This is a genomic window from Actinosynnema sp. NPDC050436 (assembly GCF_040655415.1).
Lineage (GTDB): Bacteria > Actinomycetota > Actinomycetes > Mycobacteriales > Pseudonocardiaceae > Actinosynnema.
The window spans coordinates 665,423-679,235 of sequence record NZ_JBFAJV010000003.1 but is presented as its reverse complement, the minus strand read 5'-3'; the positions used below and the strand labels follow the sequence as shown (position 1 = coordinate 679,235).

At 66.0% G+C, this 13,813-nt stretch carries 12 protein-coding genes, 2 tRNA genes and 1 pseudogene; 10 read left to right on the top strand and 5 right to left on the bottom strand.

The features are described from left to right. Nucleotides 1-94: 94 nt before the first annotated feature. Together AB0I60_RS11705 and AB0I60_RS11700 are read left to right on the top strand one after the other, a co-directional pair. The gene (locus tag AB0I60_RS11705) at nucleotides 95-895 is read left to right on the top strand and encodes a toll/interleukin-1 receptor domain-containing protein (RefSeq protein WP_360728080.1); all 801 of its coding nucleotides are present in this window, start codon (nucleotides 95-97) and stop codon (nucleotides 893-895) included. A gap of 762 nt (nucleotides 896-1,657) precedes the next feature. After that, nucleotides 1,658-2,371, top strand: coding sequence for a restriction endonuclease (locus tag AB0I60_RS11700; RefSeq protein WP_360728077.1), 714 nt, complete (start codon nucleotides 1,658-1,660; stop codon nucleotides 2,369-2,371). Nucleotides 2,372-2,411: 40 nt separating this feature from the next. Here AB0I60_RS11700 and AB0I60_RS11695 read toward each other — a convergent pair whose 3' ends face one another. Both AB0I60_RS11695 and AB0I60_RS11690 read right to left on the bottom strand, forming a co-directional pair. Continuing rightward, on the bottom strand, nucleotides 2,412-3,584 hold the full coding sequence (locus AB0I60_RS11695; protein WP_360728074.1) for an HAD-IA family hydrolase: 1,173 nt from the start codon (nucleotides 3,582-3,584) through the stop codon (nucleotides 2,412-2,414). Nucleotides 3,585-3,588: 4 nt separating this feature from the next. Beyond that, nucleotides 3,589-4,446 carry a winged helix-turn-helix domain-containing protein gene (locus AB0I60_RS11690; RefSeq protein WP_360728071.1) on the bottom strand — a complete coding sequence of 286 codons (858 nt, stop codon included), beginning with the start codon at nucleotides 4,444-4,446 and terminating at the stop codon, nucleotides 3,589-3,591. Nucleotides 4,447-4,706: 260 nt separating this feature from the next. Between AB0I60_RS11690 and AB0I60_RS11685 the strand changes: the two are divergent. The 8 genes and pseudogenes from AB0I60_RS11685 (at nucleotide 4,707) to AB0I60_RS11650 (ending at nucleotide 11,342) form a co-directional block, all read left to right on the top strand. Beyond that, nucleotides 4,707-5,173: pseudogene (locus AB0I60_RS11685) on the top strand (hypothetical protein). Beyond that, nucleotides 5,170-5,460 carry a hypothetical protein gene (locus AB0I60_RS11680; RefSeq protein WP_360728068.1) on the top strand — a complete coding sequence of 97 codons (291 nt, stop codon included), beginning with the start codon at nucleotides 5,170-5,172 and terminating at the stop codon, nucleotides 5,458-5,460. The pseudogene AB0I60_RS11685 and the gene AB0I60_RS11680 overlap by 4 nt, the downstream one beginning before the upstream one ends. Further along, nucleotides 5,457-5,783, top strand: coding sequence for an AMED_5909 family protein (locus tag AB0I60_RS11675; RefSeq protein WP_360728065.1), 327 nt, complete (start codon nucleotides 5,457-5,459; stop codon nucleotides 5,781-5,783). Before AB0I60_RS11680 ends, AB0I60_RS11675 begins: the two co-directional genes overlap by 4 nt. Then, nucleotides 5,758-6,462, top strand: coding sequence for a hypothetical protein (locus AB0I60_RS11670; RefSeq protein WP_360728062.1), 705 nt, complete (start codon nucleotides 5,758-5,760; stop codon nucleotides 6,460-6,462). Before AB0I60_RS11675 ends, AB0I60_RS11670 begins: the two co-directional genes overlap by 26 nt. Before the next feature lie 426 nt (nucleotides 6,463-6,888). Then, the gene (locus AB0I60_RS11665) at nucleotides 6,889-8,301 is read left to right on the top strand and encodes an FtsK/SpoIIIE domain-containing protein (protein ID WP_360728059.1); all 1,413 of its coding nucleotides are present in this window, start codon (nucleotides 6,889-6,891) and stop codon (nucleotides 8,299-8,301) included. After that, nucleotides 8,298-9,902 (top strand): replication initiator, encoded by a 1,605-nt coding sequence (locus AB0I60_RS11660; RefSeq protein WP_360728056.1) that lies wholly within the window; start codon nucleotides 8,298-8,300, stop codon nucleotides 9,900-9,902. The genes AB0I60_RS11665 and AB0I60_RS11660 overlap by 4 nt, the downstream gene beginning before the upstream one ends. Before the next feature lie 16 nt (nucleotides 9,903-9,918). Beyond that, nucleotides 9,919-10,101: a helix-turn-helix domain-containing protein gene (locus AB0I60_RS11655; RefSeq protein WP_360728053.1), complete on the top strand. Its 183-nt coding sequence runs from the start codon at nucleotides 9,919-9,921 to the stop codon at nucleotides 10,099-10,101. Further along, the gene (locus AB0I60_RS11650; protein ID WP_360728051.1) at nucleotides 10,101-11,342 is read left to right on the top strand and encodes a site-specific integrase; all 1,242 of its coding nucleotides are present in this window, start codon (nucleotides 10,101-10,103) and stop codon (nucleotides 11,340-11,342) included. The genes AB0I60_RS11655 and AB0I60_RS11650 overlap by 1 nt, the downstream gene beginning before the upstream one ends. Before the next feature lie 59 nt (nucleotides 11,343-11,401). Here the strand turns inward: AB0I60_RS11650 and AB0I60_RS11645 are convergent. The 3 genes from AB0I60_RS11645 to AB0I60_RS11635 form a co-directional block, all read right to left on the bottom strand. After that, nucleotides 11,402-11,477, bottom strand: a tRNA-Arg gene (locus tag AB0I60_RS11645). A gap of 39 nt (nucleotides 11,478-11,516) precedes the next feature. Continuing rightward, nucleotides 11,517-11,605 (bottom strand) — tRNA-Ser (locus AB0I60_RS11640). 171 nt (nucleotides 11,606-11,776) lie between these two features. After that, nucleotides 11,777-13,750 carry an acetoacetate--CoA ligase gene (locus AB0I60_RS11635; protein WP_360728048.1) on the bottom strand — a complete coding sequence of 658 codons (1,974 nt, stop codon included), beginning with the start codon at nucleotides 13,748-13,750 and terminating at the stop codon, nucleotides 11,777-11,779. Nucleotides 13,751-13,813: the final 63 nt, after the last annotated feature.

Genomic DNA, 13,813 nt, shown 5'->3' with positions numbered 1-13,813 from the left:
CGCCTCCCAGATCAACTGCCAGAGACCCAGTGCGCCCATGAGAAGCATTGCCGCCTCCTGTTCTCCCGTTGCCGGTCGACCGGGGTATACCCTGGTGGAATCCGAGCGAAACCGCGAGCCTGCAACTATCCGATACCGGAGGACCGCCGTGTACCCACGTGACGTGTTCATATCGCACGCCTCTGCGGACAAGGAGAAGTACGCCCGACCGCTGGACCGGGAACTGCAAAAGCGCGGTGTGAGCACGTGGCTGGATGAGGTGCAGCTGGGCGACGGGGAGAACTTCGTGCAGAGCATCGCCTGGGGCCTGGAAAGAGCTGAATTAGTGGCGTGTCTGATAACTCCACGTTTCCTGGACCGTCGGTGGACCGCCAAGGAACTCTCCGTCGCCCTCAGCGGAGAGATATCCTCGGGCACCACCCGGGTGATACCAGTATTCGACGTGGATAACGAAGAATCCGTATTCTCCACTTTTCCGCTCCTACGGGACAAGACTTACGTCGACTGGAAAATCGGCCCCGACCGGATCGCGCACAGATTGGCCACGCGCTTCCGGAGGCGCCCTGCGGAGTGGCACGTGTTCTGGCACGAGCAGGCCTGCGTCGGGCCGATCTGGATGCGCATCCTGCCCACAGAGGAAAACCAGGGCAGCCTGCACCGAGTACGCGTCCTCTGGGGGCCTTACACCTACTCCACAGAAGTCCGGAGTCCGGTGCGCGGTCCTCTCAGTCTCACTCACCACAAACTCGAGTGCGACTCATTGCCGATGTACGTGGCGACCCACCCGGCCGCTGTAGTGACCATCGGCCAGGGCAGCGCGCCGGACGAGGAAAGTTCCGCGATCGACGAGGGCTGGGTTCGGCTCAGAGGGATCGGCGACCACAGCAACGGGTAGCCGAGTCCGATCGAACCTTGACAACCGGAAGTTTGAGGCACTGTCGGTGAGCGCAAGCGTTCGTGCGACCCGCGTGCCCACCCGAGTGGTCGAGATCATCACCTGACATGCGGCCATCCGGAGGAGCGCACCGTTCGGGCGGAGATGCCGACAGGTGAACCGCACCACGAATAGGACCGGAGGCCCTGTGGAACGTTCTCCACAGGGCCTCCGGGCTTGCGCGCTCGGCAGGATTCGAACCTGCAACCTTCTGATCCGTAGGAACCGGTCAACACGCTGACCAGGCGTTCCTCTACGTCTGCCACTGGTGCAGACGGTGCACAAGTAGCCCTCGATGGCATCCCGTTGCGGTCACAACTGCGGTCGGCCTCGGGCTACGTTCAGCCGGTGTCCGGTGGCCAGCCATGGCCGTCGAGCGCATGACGCTCCTCCTCCGGTACCACCACTTCGATGGCAAGGCGGCGAAGCCGTCGCGGCAGCCGATCGCCGTGCCCAGCCCGATCAACTCAGGGGTCTCGCGATCGTCACGGCCTGGAGCGGCCGGAAGCAGCTCGCAATCGGTCGCCCCGAGCCAGCGCGCCGCCTCCCGGCCACGTGCACCGACTCCGCGCGCGGCCGACGGGCGGAGCGAAGCGGGAGCCCGGCGCGCCGCGATGCGGGGAGTCGGTGCCAACGTGAGCCGGACCTGACCGCGCGCCGCCGCAGGCGGCGCGCCTTGATCCCATAGAGCCAAGTTCGGCAGTGGCAGGCGATAATGCCTGGATGAGCACATGGCAAGAGTATCAAGAAGCCGCTGCAATATTCTTCCGAAGTATTGGCTTGATAGCCGATACAGATGTGACGTTGCAGGGCGTTAGAACCAAACATGACATTGACGTGGTGGTGCGGGCGCGCCATGTTGGTTTTGACCTTCTTTGGGTGGTCGAGTGCAAATACTGGGCGAGACCTGTTTCAAAGTTGCATGTTCTGGCGCTGAGGGAAATTGTTTCGGATCTTGGAGCGGACCGGGGAATTATTTTGTCGGAAAGTGGATATCAGAGTGGGGCGGAAGAGGCTGCTGGGCTGACCAATGTTCAGTTGACTTCGCTTGAGAAGTTGGAAAACAGCGCAAGCTATGAAGTCGGCAAAGCTCGCTTGCGAGATCTTCAAGAACGTGCAGAACAATGTGAAAGACGTTATTGGGAGATAGGTAAAGAGGTGCGAATCGATCACGGTCTGCGTCCGCCTGTGGGTTTCCCTGGTTACTCTGCGCGCAGGGAGATCGAAGCGGTCAAGACCGTGTTGTCGTTTGCATTTCGGGATGTGTTCCCAATCAGGATCGAAGGCATGGGCTTGGTGGGCAGAATTAACGAGCTTTGTTTCGAGGCAGAGGTCGACGGCGTGGGCAGTCCATTGGATCTGGCCAGTATTCTTGAACCGGTTATCCTGAAGGTGGAGAGCCTGTTGGACGGTGTCAATCTGGGGAATGCAGATTGACATACATCCTGTCGTGGCGTTGGGGATCTTCGGTGCCCGCCTATGGTGATTCTTGATCGTCAATCCCTGAGACGACGTACGCCAAACGCCAAGCTTCTCTGCGGGCAATGGCAACGTCAATGCTCAAGCTGCCCAGGTTGACAACGTATCCATCAGATGAGCGCTCGAAGTGTGCGGATTGGAATGGAGAGTCGGTTGAAATTGCGCCAGTTCGTTGCTGCCGCCCCGCCCCCATGCTGTAGTCGTCGAAGTGTTCGAGGACGTCACGAATCGCGACGGCATTGGGCAAGGCAACGTTGAAGTTGGCGAGAGCAGTGCTGATCCGCTCCCTGAGACCGGGGTCTCTTGTCCTGGACTGCGCGAACTTAGCCGCGCGTATGACATTGCGCAAGGCTAGTATTAGGAGATTTGCATCGTTCTGTTGTATTGATATCTGACTCGGCGTGGTGTTATCTTGGATTCTCCTTGCCTGCTGCTCAACTGTTGCGGCCCACTGCAACGTATGCTGTACGGCATCGTTGAAGTAGCCCGCATATTTTGAAATGGTCGTCATTTCAGTGGTGATGAAGTCCGCGCCTGCCACTGTGAGCGATTCAGCCTTTCCGGGCTTGTTTGCGAACCCGATTGACTTGACGTTGGCAGAGATGGCAGCTTGAATATCGGAGACGGAGTCCCCGACGAAAACAGTGTTGTTCGATGTGCCTCCCAGTTCGGCAATTGCGTGGCAGACAGGGTGAGGGTCTGGCTTGAGCAGGCCGGAGTTGGAATCGTCGCGGCCGACAATCGTTGTCACATGAGTGTCCAATTGATGGATCGCGAGGTAGACTTTCACGGATTCTGCTGAATTGTTGGTCACGATAGCAACCCGGCCGACACTCTCTGCCCAGATGGACAGCGCCCGGTGCGCCCCTAGGTTTGGAAGCGCTGACGTGGCGGCCTCGATTTCATGTGCCCGCATGGCATTTGCAATATAATGGAACTGATCGGCGTCCAATTTTGCAGCAAATCTGTAGATCTCAAATGGATCTTCGGTTTTGTCTAGTTCTGCAGGGAGCGGGCCGCACTGGCTGTCTGAAAGTATCGTTCTTAGTTGGTCGGCCACATGGTGGGCCTGAATTCCGAAAAAGAGGGTACATATTGGCCCATCGAAGTCTAGAAGAAGATTTTCGGTTTCGTCAAGAAGGGTTTGGAGCGTATTGGCGCGGGCTGCCATTGGGTTAACCTCTCATCGTCTGTCGCTCGTACTCCGTGGCGATGGTGCTCCAGAGGCTGTCGAACCATGTTCGGGCTTGGTCGACGTATTGGCTGCCGGTGCTGGTGTCGTCGTCGGTGGTGCTGTGGTGGAAGAGGATGGCGTCTTTGCCCATGAGGTCGTAGATGGCTTGGGGTTGGCCGCCTAGTGAGAGGACGTGTTCGCGGACGGGGTAGAAGCCGAAGAAGGCTTCGTTGTTGTTGATGAGGTAGAGCTTGAAGAGTGGGGCGGCGGGGTGGACTCGGATTTCTGCGGTGGCGTCCTTGACCAGGCCGAGTGCGCCCAGCTCGGTGACGTTGTCGAGGATGGCGAGGGTGTGGCGGCGCATGATCTCGGCTGCGCGTTCGCGGAAGGCGGGGCTGTCGGCTCGGTCTTCGACGGTGCAGGGGACCGTCCACGGGACGGTGGGGTCCGGGACCAGGATTCGGACGTGGAGTGCCTGCGGGGTGAGGCGTCCGATGCGGATCTTGTCCAGTGGTTCCTGTAGGACGCCGTGGAGGGTTTCGCCGGAGAAGCCGGCGAAGTCGATCGTGACGTGGTCCTGCTCGAAGGCCCGTTCGATGTGGGGGCGCAGGCCGATGGGGCGCTCTGTTCGTTCTCTGACGAAGACGCCGCTGCCTTGCCTGGACACGATCAGGCCCTCGTCGCGCAGCTCGCGTAGGGCGTTCTGCACGGTCATGGGGGCTACGTCGTACTTCTTGGCCAGCTCGGCGCGTGAGGGGAGCTTGTCCCCGGCCTTGAAGACCTTGGTCAGGATGGCGGCCCGTAGAGCATTCGCCACCTGCACGTAGGGCGGTCGCGGGTCGTCCGGGTCCAAGGCCATCGCTACTCCTGTGGGCTAGCTTGCACGCAAGCTAGTTGCTTGCATGGGTGCAAGTGTTGCGCGTGCGCACGCACCGTTGAATGCGTCCATCCATGGTTGCAGCGCCAGGTCCAACCTGTCTAGCTCGCCTAGAGAGCTAGCTCACCTGCGGAAACGTCACGACGCCACCATGCCGCTTGACTTGTCTAGCCAGGCTGACTTACTTTGTGACCTGTCTAGCTCGTACAGGCGGGCTAGCCAGGTAGCGGAGGTGGTTGGGCATGGCGGTTCCGTACGGAACTCGGTTCGAAGCTTCGTTTGACCAGGTGTTTCCCGTGGGGCGCTGATGGTCGGCGAGGTCGCGCCGGACATGGAGTACATGAGCGCTGAGGACAAGGGGCGCGGCAAGCAGGCCAAGCAGCGCGTTGACGAGCGCACGGGCAAGCGTCAGTGGAAGGTCGTGGTGACCGACCCGTCCGCCGAGAAGGAGCGCGACGCGTCGGTGACGGTGGTTGTCCTGGCGGACGTGCAGCCGGTGCCGCCGCAGGCCGTGCAGGTGATGCCTGGTCTTGAGGTGCGGCCGGTGGCGTTCGAGGGGCTGACCGTGGAGCCGCGCGTCATGGGCGAGCGGTACAAGTACCAAGGGTTCACGTTTCGGGCTACGGGGATCACGTCGCCGTCGACCGGTGCGGCTGCTCCTCGGCGGTCGGGCGAGAAGCCCTCGCAGGGTGAGCAGAAGGCGGCGTGACCGGGGCGCGGCCGTCGCGTGAGGCGGTCGCCCGTTGGAATCTCGCGTACGCGGCGCAGACCGAAGCCATGTTCGCGGCGTCCACCTCGGGTGAGGCGGCGACGGTGCATCGGTTGGCTGAGGGGTACGCGGCGGTGGCGGTGGCGTGGCGGATCTTGGCTGCTGATCTGGCGGTGCCCTTGTGGGCTCGTCACGCCTGCTCCGTTGCTGCGGAGGAGTTCGATCGGCGGGCTCAGATGGAGCTGCGCCGGGTGAATCCGACCGAGCCGGACAAGGGCACGGGATGAACAAGGCGAAGAGCAGGAAGTCCGAACTGTGGGCAGCGGCCATGGCTGCGGGAACCCTGGGAGAAGCGCACGCGGAGGTGGGCAAGTTGGTGCCCGCACCCGATGCCGCTCCGTCCGAGTGGAAGGCGTTCTACGAGCAGAGCGTGAAGGTCTACGAGCGGATCGCGGAGGTTGATCGGGCTCACCACCACGAGACGCAGTACTGGATCACTCGGGAGCGCAGGAAGGGTGAGGCGATCGAGCTGCCCAACCGGCGGACGTCGTCGGATGGTCGAGGGCGCGGGGGCGGTGGCGACCGTGAAGCGGAGGATCACCGGGCGTAGGCGGACACTCCGCCAGGTGGTCAAGGGCGGGTTGCCGTTGGAACGGCTCTACCGGGCCGGGTACTCGGGTCGGGCGTGCGCGACAGTGGTTGAGCTGTTGTTGGCGCGGTCGGACGTGGAGTCGTCGTTTCAGGAGTTGAGGACGGCGGCGACGCTGAACCACACGTCCATCCGAGCGGTGTGCCGCGACCTGGAAGCGTTGGGGCACTTGACGATCCGGGACGCGGGGCCGGGCGGCGGCTCGGCGTGGCATCGGTACCTCTACCGGTTGACGCCGGAAGGTGTGGCGGTGTGGCGTGATCGTCGGACGAAGCTCGGCGGCTCGCTGCTGCACCCGGTGCGTGAGCCCACGTTGGCGCTGACCAAGGTCTTGAACGCGCGACTGAGCGCCGACGAGCAGGCTTGGGGTTTCTCGGCCGGCTACTCGTTCTCCACGTTGGAACGCGTGGCCGAAGTGCTGGTTGACGGAGTGGGCCGGGAGTGGAAGCTCGCTGAGATCGCTTCGGCGGCTGGCCACTCGGCCGCGACCGTGAGCATGGCCTGTCGGGATCTTCTGGCAGCCGGGCACGTCGATCGGCGGGCGGAGTTGCGGCGGGACGGGCTGCCCCGGTGGTGCTTCTACCGGATCACGCCTGAGGCTGTGGACATCTGGTCGGCCTGGTTCGAGGGCGACGACTGACGCGGACGGTTCGGGGCGGGTGCTGGCTGGTACCCGCCCTGTGTCGTCGGCACAACTGAACGTTTATCCGACACCTGTTGGTGGTCGCGGGAAACAGGCCCGAGTCTTGGCGGGCTGAGCCTGTTCCCCGACGACACACCGACCGGGTTTCTCGCGCGCTTTTGTTGGCGCACAAGGGGTTGCGGTCATGTCAAGGGTACGGGCTGCGGGGGTCCGCGCGTCAAGTCGACCTCCGGTGAGTGTGTGGAAGTTGCCCAACTGGCGGCGGTGTTCGCGGTGCAAGCGGTTCGGGGTCTACGCGCCGAATCAGCTCGCCTGCTGTGCCTGCCTGGGGTGGTTGTCGCTGATCTTCGCGTCCTCGGGTGGTGCGCGGTGAACGGCGGCAAGTGGGTCGATCCGGCTCCGTTCGAGGGTGTTCGGCCTCGGGTGCCGTGGTGGGTGTTGGTGCCGGGCAAGGCGAAGTGGCTGGCGGCCCTGGTGGCGTTGGCGTGGCTGCTGGTGGTCGGCTTCGTGCGCCTGGTGCTCGTCGCCGTCCGGTATCCGGTGGCGGTGTGGGTGCCGTGTCTGGCGGCCTGGTGCTCGTCGCGGTTCGGGCTGTCGGTCCTGGTGTTGGCGCTGCTGTCGGTCACGGCGGGGTTGACGATCTGGGCCGGGTTGGGGCGGGAGTCGTTTCTGCGGTGGTGCTGGTTCCGTGTGGTGACGGAGTGGCGGCGGGCGACGGTGTACGTGCCTCGGTGGCGGTCGGTGATGCGGCTCGCGGAGTTGGCGAAGCGGGATCGGGGGCGTGAGTACCGGCCTCGGTTGCGGCGGGTGCGGTCCGAGGGGTGGCGGGATCGGGTTCGGGTCCGGATGGTGCCTGCCCAGTCACCGGAGGCGTGGGAGCTGCGGCGCGACGCGTTGGCGCACTCGTTCCGGGCGCGGTCGTGCCGGGTTCGGGTGTTGAAGCCGCGGTTGCTTGAACTGGATTTCGTGCACTCCGATCCGCTGGCCCGGCCGGTGGTCGTGCCAGCGCTGGACGGTTCCGACGTGGACCTCAAGCGGGTGGTGGTCGGGCGGACGGAGACCGGTAGGCCGTGGCGGGTGCGGTTGCTCGGGTCTCAGGTGCTCGTGGTCGGTGTGCCTGGTGCGGGCAAGGGGTCGGTGTTGTGGTCGTTGGTGTGGCAGCTCGCGCCGGCGGTCCGGGCCGGGCTCGTGCGCCTGGTGGGGATCGACCCCAAGGGCGGTATGGAGCTGGGGCAGTGCCCGGACGCCTTCGACCGGTTGGTGTTCGACAACGGCGCTGACGCGGTCGAACTGCTGGAAGAGGTGGCTACCGAGGTCAAGGAACGGGCTTCGCGGTACCGGGGCATTCGGCGGCTGTGGGCTCGGGACTCCGGGGAACCGTTGACGGTCCTGGTCGTGGACGAACTCGCGGACGTCATCGCCTACCAGCCCGATAGGCAGCTTCGGGAGCGGGCGGCTCGGGCGGTCCAGACGATCGCCTCTCAGGGGCGGGCACCTGGGTATGTGCTGCTGGGGCTGGTTCAGGACCCGCGCAAGGAAGTGGTGTCGTTCCGGCACTTGTTCACGACTCGGGTCGCGCTGCGGCTGGATGAGCCGGGCCAGGTGGACATGGTGCTGGGGGACGGGGTCCGTCAGCGTGGGGCGGCTGCGCATGAGATCGGTGAGAGCACGCCTGGTGTCGCGTGGGTGAAGCAGGACGGGCAGCGGGAGCCGGAGCGGGCTCGGGCCTTCCACGTCACCGACTCCGACCTTGCGGTGTTGCGGGACTACTTCCGGCCGGCTGAGGTGCGGCCGTTCCCGGGCCTGCCCGGTGGCGCTGAGGGGGTGGCGGCATGACGGGCACACGGGCGGAGCGGATGCGTCAGCCGATGGCGCTCGACGTGGCCAAGGCTGCGGCTGAACAGCACGGGGTGTGCGTGCGGCCGTTCACGATGGAAGTGGAGGACCGGGAAGCGTTCGAGGTCCGGTACGTGGCGGTGCCGTGCGGGTCGACTGTCGAGAGTGTCTGTAAGCCGTGTGCGCGGAAGGCGAAGGCGTTGCGGATGGCGCAGTGCCGTGAGGGCTGGCACCTGACCGAGGAACCCGACTTCACGCCCGACCCGCCGACCGGGGACCAGAAGGAGCTGTTGACGTTCCGGGCGGACCTGGTCAAGGCGTACCGGGACGCGGTCACCGCCGGCGCTGCGGGCGACGCGGACGAGCTGCGTGAAGAGATCCACGGAGTCGATGAGGAACTTCGGCAACTCGGCGTCCGGGGCCGGTTTCCCTCCCCGGACGCACCGGGGAAGCGGCCGGTGAAGCGGTCGACCAGGCGGCGGCAGGACGCGCCGGAGCTGCCCCGGCGGCGCGTGGAAAAGCGGACGGTGGGCCGGGAGTACGCGGGCGGCTACCGGCCCTCCATGTTCGTCACGCTCACCCTGGACAGCTACGGGCGTGTGCGTGACGACGGGACACCGGTCGACCCGGACACGTACGACTACCGGCGGGCTGCCCGGGACGCGGTGCACTTCGCGTCCCTGGTCGACCGGTGGTGGCAGAACCTGCGGCGCGTGGCCGGCTGGGAGGTCCAGTACTTCGCCACGGTCGAACCCCAGCGTCGGGCCGCGCCGCACCTGCACGCCGCGTTCCGGGGCTCGATTCCGCACGAGACGGTGCGGCTGGTCACGGCGGCCACCTACCACCAGGTGTGGTGGCCCAACCACGACGAGCGCGTCTACGACGGTGAGCGGCTGCCGGTCTGGGACGCGGATCGGGCGGTGTTCGTGGACTCCGATTCCCGGCGCCCTCTGACGGCGTGGGACGACGCGGTGTCGGCCGCTGAGGAACCGGCGCACGTGGTGCGGTTCGGACGTCAGGTGCACTCCAAGGGGATCCTTGGCGGCACCGAAGAGGCCGGACGCCATATCGGCTACCTCACCAAGTACCTGACCAAGTCCATCGGCGAAGTCGTCTCGCAGACCACTGAGCGGCAACGCAGGCACGCGGACCGCCTGGCCGACGAGCTGGCCGTGACGCCGTGCTCGGACCGGTGCGCGGTCTGGCTGCTCTACGGCGTCCAACCACGCTCCGCCAGCTCCCGCACGGTCCCCGGCCACTGCAAGGGGCGGGCACACCGCCGAACGACCCTCGGCCTGCCCGGCCGGCGGGTCCTGGTCTCGCGGAAGTGGTCCGGTAAGACGCTCGCCGACCACCGGGCCGACCGCAAGCGGTTCGTTCTCGAAGCCCTCAAGGCCGTGGGCATCGAGAAGCCCGAACGCGACACCTCGCACCTGACCTGGCACAAGGTCAAACCCGGCGACCCCAACGTGCCACCACGCGCGCACCTGCTCATGCACGCCATCGCACAACGTGTCACGTGGAAAGCCGAATACGACCGCGCACTCCTGGCAGCCGGCGAAGCGCCACCAGATCTTTCGGCAACTCCGCGAGCAGCCTGATCAACTGGGGGAAATCATGTCCAAGCAACAACTCTTGTCAGTGCAAGCGGTCGCCGATGTCCTGTCAGTCAGCCGGTGGACGGTCTACCGGCTGATCTGGGACGGGGCACTTCAGTCGGTCCAGGTCGGTCGGTGCCGCCGGGTCTCTCGCGCGGCCTTGGACGCCTACCTTGGCTCGCTGCTCGGGGAGGTGGCCTGATGGGTCGCAGGGCGAACGGCGAAGGAACAATCAAACAGCGCAAGGACGGCCGCTACGAGGCTCAGGTCTTCGTGCAGACCCCTGACGGCCAGTGGAAGCGCACGAGTGTCTACGGGAAGTCCTGGGAGGAGTGCAACGCCAAGAAGATCACGCTTCAGGATGCCAATCGCAGGGGTGTTCCGGTGGCAACCACCACGCTCACGGTCGCGGAGTACTTCAAGTACTGGCTGACGGAGATCGCGGAACCTTCGGTTCGGCGGACCACGTTCGTCTCCTACGAAGGGCTGACCCGGCTCTACATCCTTCCGGGCCTGGGCAAGAAGAAACTCAAGGAGTTGTCCGCCCAGCACATCCGCTCCTGGCTCAGCACGGTGGGCAAGTCGTGCCAGTGCTGTGCGCAGGGCAAAGACGCGAAATGGTCGGAGAAGCCGGGCCGAAAGCCGCGCTGCTGCGCCAAGCAGCCGAAGGAGTGCTGCAATTCCGTCCCCGCTCCCGCAAGCCTCCGCTACCTGCTGAGGCTCATGCGGGCCGCCTTGAACGACGCGATCGAAGAGGACTTCCTCACTCGCAACGTGGCAACGCTCGTCAAGCCGCCCAAAGCGGCCAAGCGGAAGCCTCGGGCCTGGAAGGTGGAGGAGGCGACGAAGTTCCTGGCCGTGGTCAAGGATCATCGGCTCTACGCGCTGTGGGCGGTCGGGCTGGGGATCGGGCTGCGGCGCGGTGAGGCGTTGGGGCTGCGCTGGGAAGACCTCGACCTGGTGGAAGGGCGGGTCACGATCGCTCAGGCGCTCCACCGGGTTGACGGCAAGCTGGTGCTTGAGGCGGTCAAGACGGAGTCCTCCGAAGCCACGATCCCGCTGCCCGCTCCCCTGGTCGCCGTGCTGCGGCGGCACAAGGCGCACCAGGCCGGTGACCGCCTGGCCGTCGGCGACCGGTGGCCCGACACGGGCCTGGTCTTCACCACGCCCAAGGGCACGCCGATCGAGCCCCGCAACGTCAACCGGACGTTCGAGGCCCTGTGCCACAAGGCGGGCGTCCGGGTGATCCGGGTTCACGACATGCGGCACACGGCGGCCACGATCTTGTTCGCCATGGGCGTGGACGCCGCGACGGTGCAGCGCATCCTTCGACACAGTTCGATCACGGTCACCACCGAGACCTACATCGAGGTCATCGAGACCGTGCAGCGGGATGCGGTCGACCGCATGGGCGTGCTGTTCGATGAGGCAGCCGAAGAGTGAACTGCGGTCACAAATGCGGTCAGAGCCCCTGTGGAAACATCTCCACAGGGGCTCTGAGCTGGCGCGCTCGGCAGGATTCGAACCTGCAACCTTCTGATCCGTAGTCAGATGCTCTATCCGTTGAGCTACGAGCGCATCGATCTTCAGTTGTCACCCCGCCGAAGCGGGGTGTTGCGGAGGCTCCGGGATTTGAACCCGGGATGGGGGTGAACCCAAACCGCATTAGCAGTGCGGCGCCATAGACCAGACTAGGCGAAGCCTCCCGGAGCCCTCGGCTACGACGCATAGGTTACACAGGTCGGTGCTCTGGTGGCAAAACGCCCCCCTCTTCACCCCGTCCTCGCTGGTCAGGTGGGGTGAAGAGGGTGTTCATCGGGGGTTCAGGACGACTTGATGTGGCGCACGTCTCGCCACCGGATCCCGATCAGTCGCGATCAGCTCTCGGCCAGGGTCAGGAACGGGGTGAGCGCGTCCGGGTTGCGCAGGGCGTCCCGGCTCACGGCCTGGTCCGGCGGGGTGCCGGCCAGGATCTTCTTGACCGGGACCTCGCACTTCTTGCCGTTGAGGGTCCTCGGGATCTCGGCCACGGCCACGAACCGGTTCGGGACGTGGCGGGGGGACAGGTTGGTCCTCAGCTCCTTCTTCAGCGCCGGCTCCAGGTCCGCCAGCGCCACGCCGTCCTCCAGCACCAGGAAGCACAGCAGCTCGCCGTCCGACTGGCCCGCGCCGGACGTGTCGATCACCAGCGAGTCGGCCACGCCGGGCAGTCCCTCGACCACGCGGTAGAACTCGCTGGTGCCCATGCGGACACCGCCCCGGTTCAACGTCGAGTCGCTGCGGCCGTAGATGACCGCCGAGCCCCTCGGCGTGATCCGGATCCAGTCGCCGTGCCGCCACACGCCGGGGTACGTGTCGAAGTACGCCTCGTGCAGCCTCGTGCCGTCGTCGTCGCCCCAGAAGAACACCGGCATGGACGGCATCGGCTCGGTGATCACCAGCTCACCGACCTGGTCCACGACCGGCCGGCCCTGCTCGTCGTACGCGTGCACGGACGCGCCCAGCGCCCGGCAGGACAGCTCGCCCAGCCACACCGGCAGGTCCGGGGACGCCGCGACGAACGCGGTGCACAGGTCCGTGCCGCCGGACACGGACGCGATCTGCACGTCCTCGCCGACGGCGTCGGCGATCCACCTGAACCCCTCCGGGCTCAGCGGTGCCCCGGTGGAGCCGACCACCCGCAGCGCGGTCAGGTCGTAGCGCTCAGCGGGCCGCAGCCCTTCCTTCAGGCACGACTGGATGTACGGCGCGGACGTCCCGAAGTACGTCACCCGGTGCTGCTCGGCCAGGTGCCACAGGGCGGCCATGTCGGGATGCGCCGGGCTGCCGTCGAACAGGACGACCGTGGTGCCGACCAGCAGGCCGGACACCAGGAAGTTCCACATCATCCAGCCGGTCGTGGTGTACCAGAAGAACCGGTCCCCCGGTCCCAGGTCGCTGTGCAGGGCGAGCATCTTCAGGTGCTCCAGCACGATCCCGCCGTGCCCCTGCACGATCCCCTTCGGCAGCCCGGTGGTGCCCGACGAGTACAGGACCCACAGCGGGTGGTCGAACGGGACCGGCTCGAACTCCAGCTCGGCGTCGGCGTGCTCGGCGAGCAGCGCGTCCCACGCCACCGCGCCGGGCAGGGTGCCGCCGAGGTAGTCGATCAGCACGGTGGCCTTCAGCGACGGGATGGCGGCCCGGAGCTGCTCGACGGTCGGCCGCACGTCGAACCCGCGCCCGTTGTACCGGTACCCGTCCACGGCGACCAGCACGGTCGGCTCGATCTGGGTGAACCGGTCGGCGACGGCGCGCGCGCCGAAGTCCGGCGAGCACGACGACCACACGGCACCGAGCGACGCGGTCGCCAGGAACGCGACCAGGGCCTCGGGCGAGTTCGGCACCAGCGCCACGACCCGGTCGCCGCGCCGCACGCCCGACGCCACCAGGCCGGCCCGCACGGCGGCCACCCGCCGGCGCAGCTCGTGGTAGGTGAGCCGGGTGGCGAGCCCGTCCTCGCGGTGGAACACGACGGCGAGGTCGTCGCCGTCGCGGCGCAGCGCGTGCTCGGCGTAGTTCAGCGTCGCGCCGGGGAACCACCGCGCGCCGGGCATCACCCGCTCGGCGAGCACGGCGGTGGGCTCGCTGTGGAACACCACCTCGAAGAACTCGGCGAGGGCACCCCAGAACGACTCCAGCTCGGCGACCGACCACTCCCACAGCGCGGTGTGGTCGGGGAACTCCAGGCCCTTCTCCGCCGCGAGCCACGAGCGGAACGCCGCCAGGCGGCTGTCGGCCACCCGGTCGGGGCGCGGACGCCACAGCAGCTCTGCCTCGCCGGCGACGGTGCCGGCACGCGTGTCGGTCATACCTGCGTTCCTAGCTCATAACACCGCGCGGAACCACAGTCGCAAAACACACATTCGAGGAGG

Bases quoted from the DNA above. Each gene is read 5' to 3' on its own strand.
- AB0I60_RS11700 (WP_360728077.1), top strand. From the start codon at position 1,658: ATGAGCACATGGCAAGAGTATCAAGAAGCCGCTGCAATATTCTTCCGA.
- AB0I60_RS11695 (WP_360728074.1), bottom strand. From the start codon at position 3,584: ATGGCAGCCCGCGCCAATACGCTCCAAACCCTTCTTGACGAAACCGAA.
- AB0I60_RS11690 (WP_360728071.1), bottom strand. From the start codon at position 4,446: ATGGCCTTGGACCCGGACGACCCGCGACCGCCCTACGTGCAGGTGGCG.
- AB0I60_RS11675 (WP_360728065.1), top strand. From the start codon at position 5,457: ATGAACAAGGCGAAGAGCAGGAAGTCCGAACTGTGGGCAGCGGCCATG.
- AB0I60_RS11660 (WP_360728056.1), top strand. From the start codon at position 8,298: ATGACGGGCACACGGGCGGAGCGGATGCGTCAGCCGATGGCGCTCGAC.
- AB0I60_RS11655 (WP_360728053.1), top strand. From the start codon at position 9,919: ATGTCCAAGCAACAACTCTTGTCAGTGCAAGCGGTCGCCGATGTCCTG.
- AB0I60_RS11650 (WP_360728051.1), top strand. From the start codon at position 10,101: ATGGGTCGCAGGGCGAACGGCGAAGGAACAATCAAACAGCGCAAGGAC.
- AB0I60_RS11635 (WP_360728048.1), bottom strand. From the start codon at position 13,750: ATGACCGACACGCGTGCCGGCACCGTCGCCGGCGAGGCAGAGCTGCTG.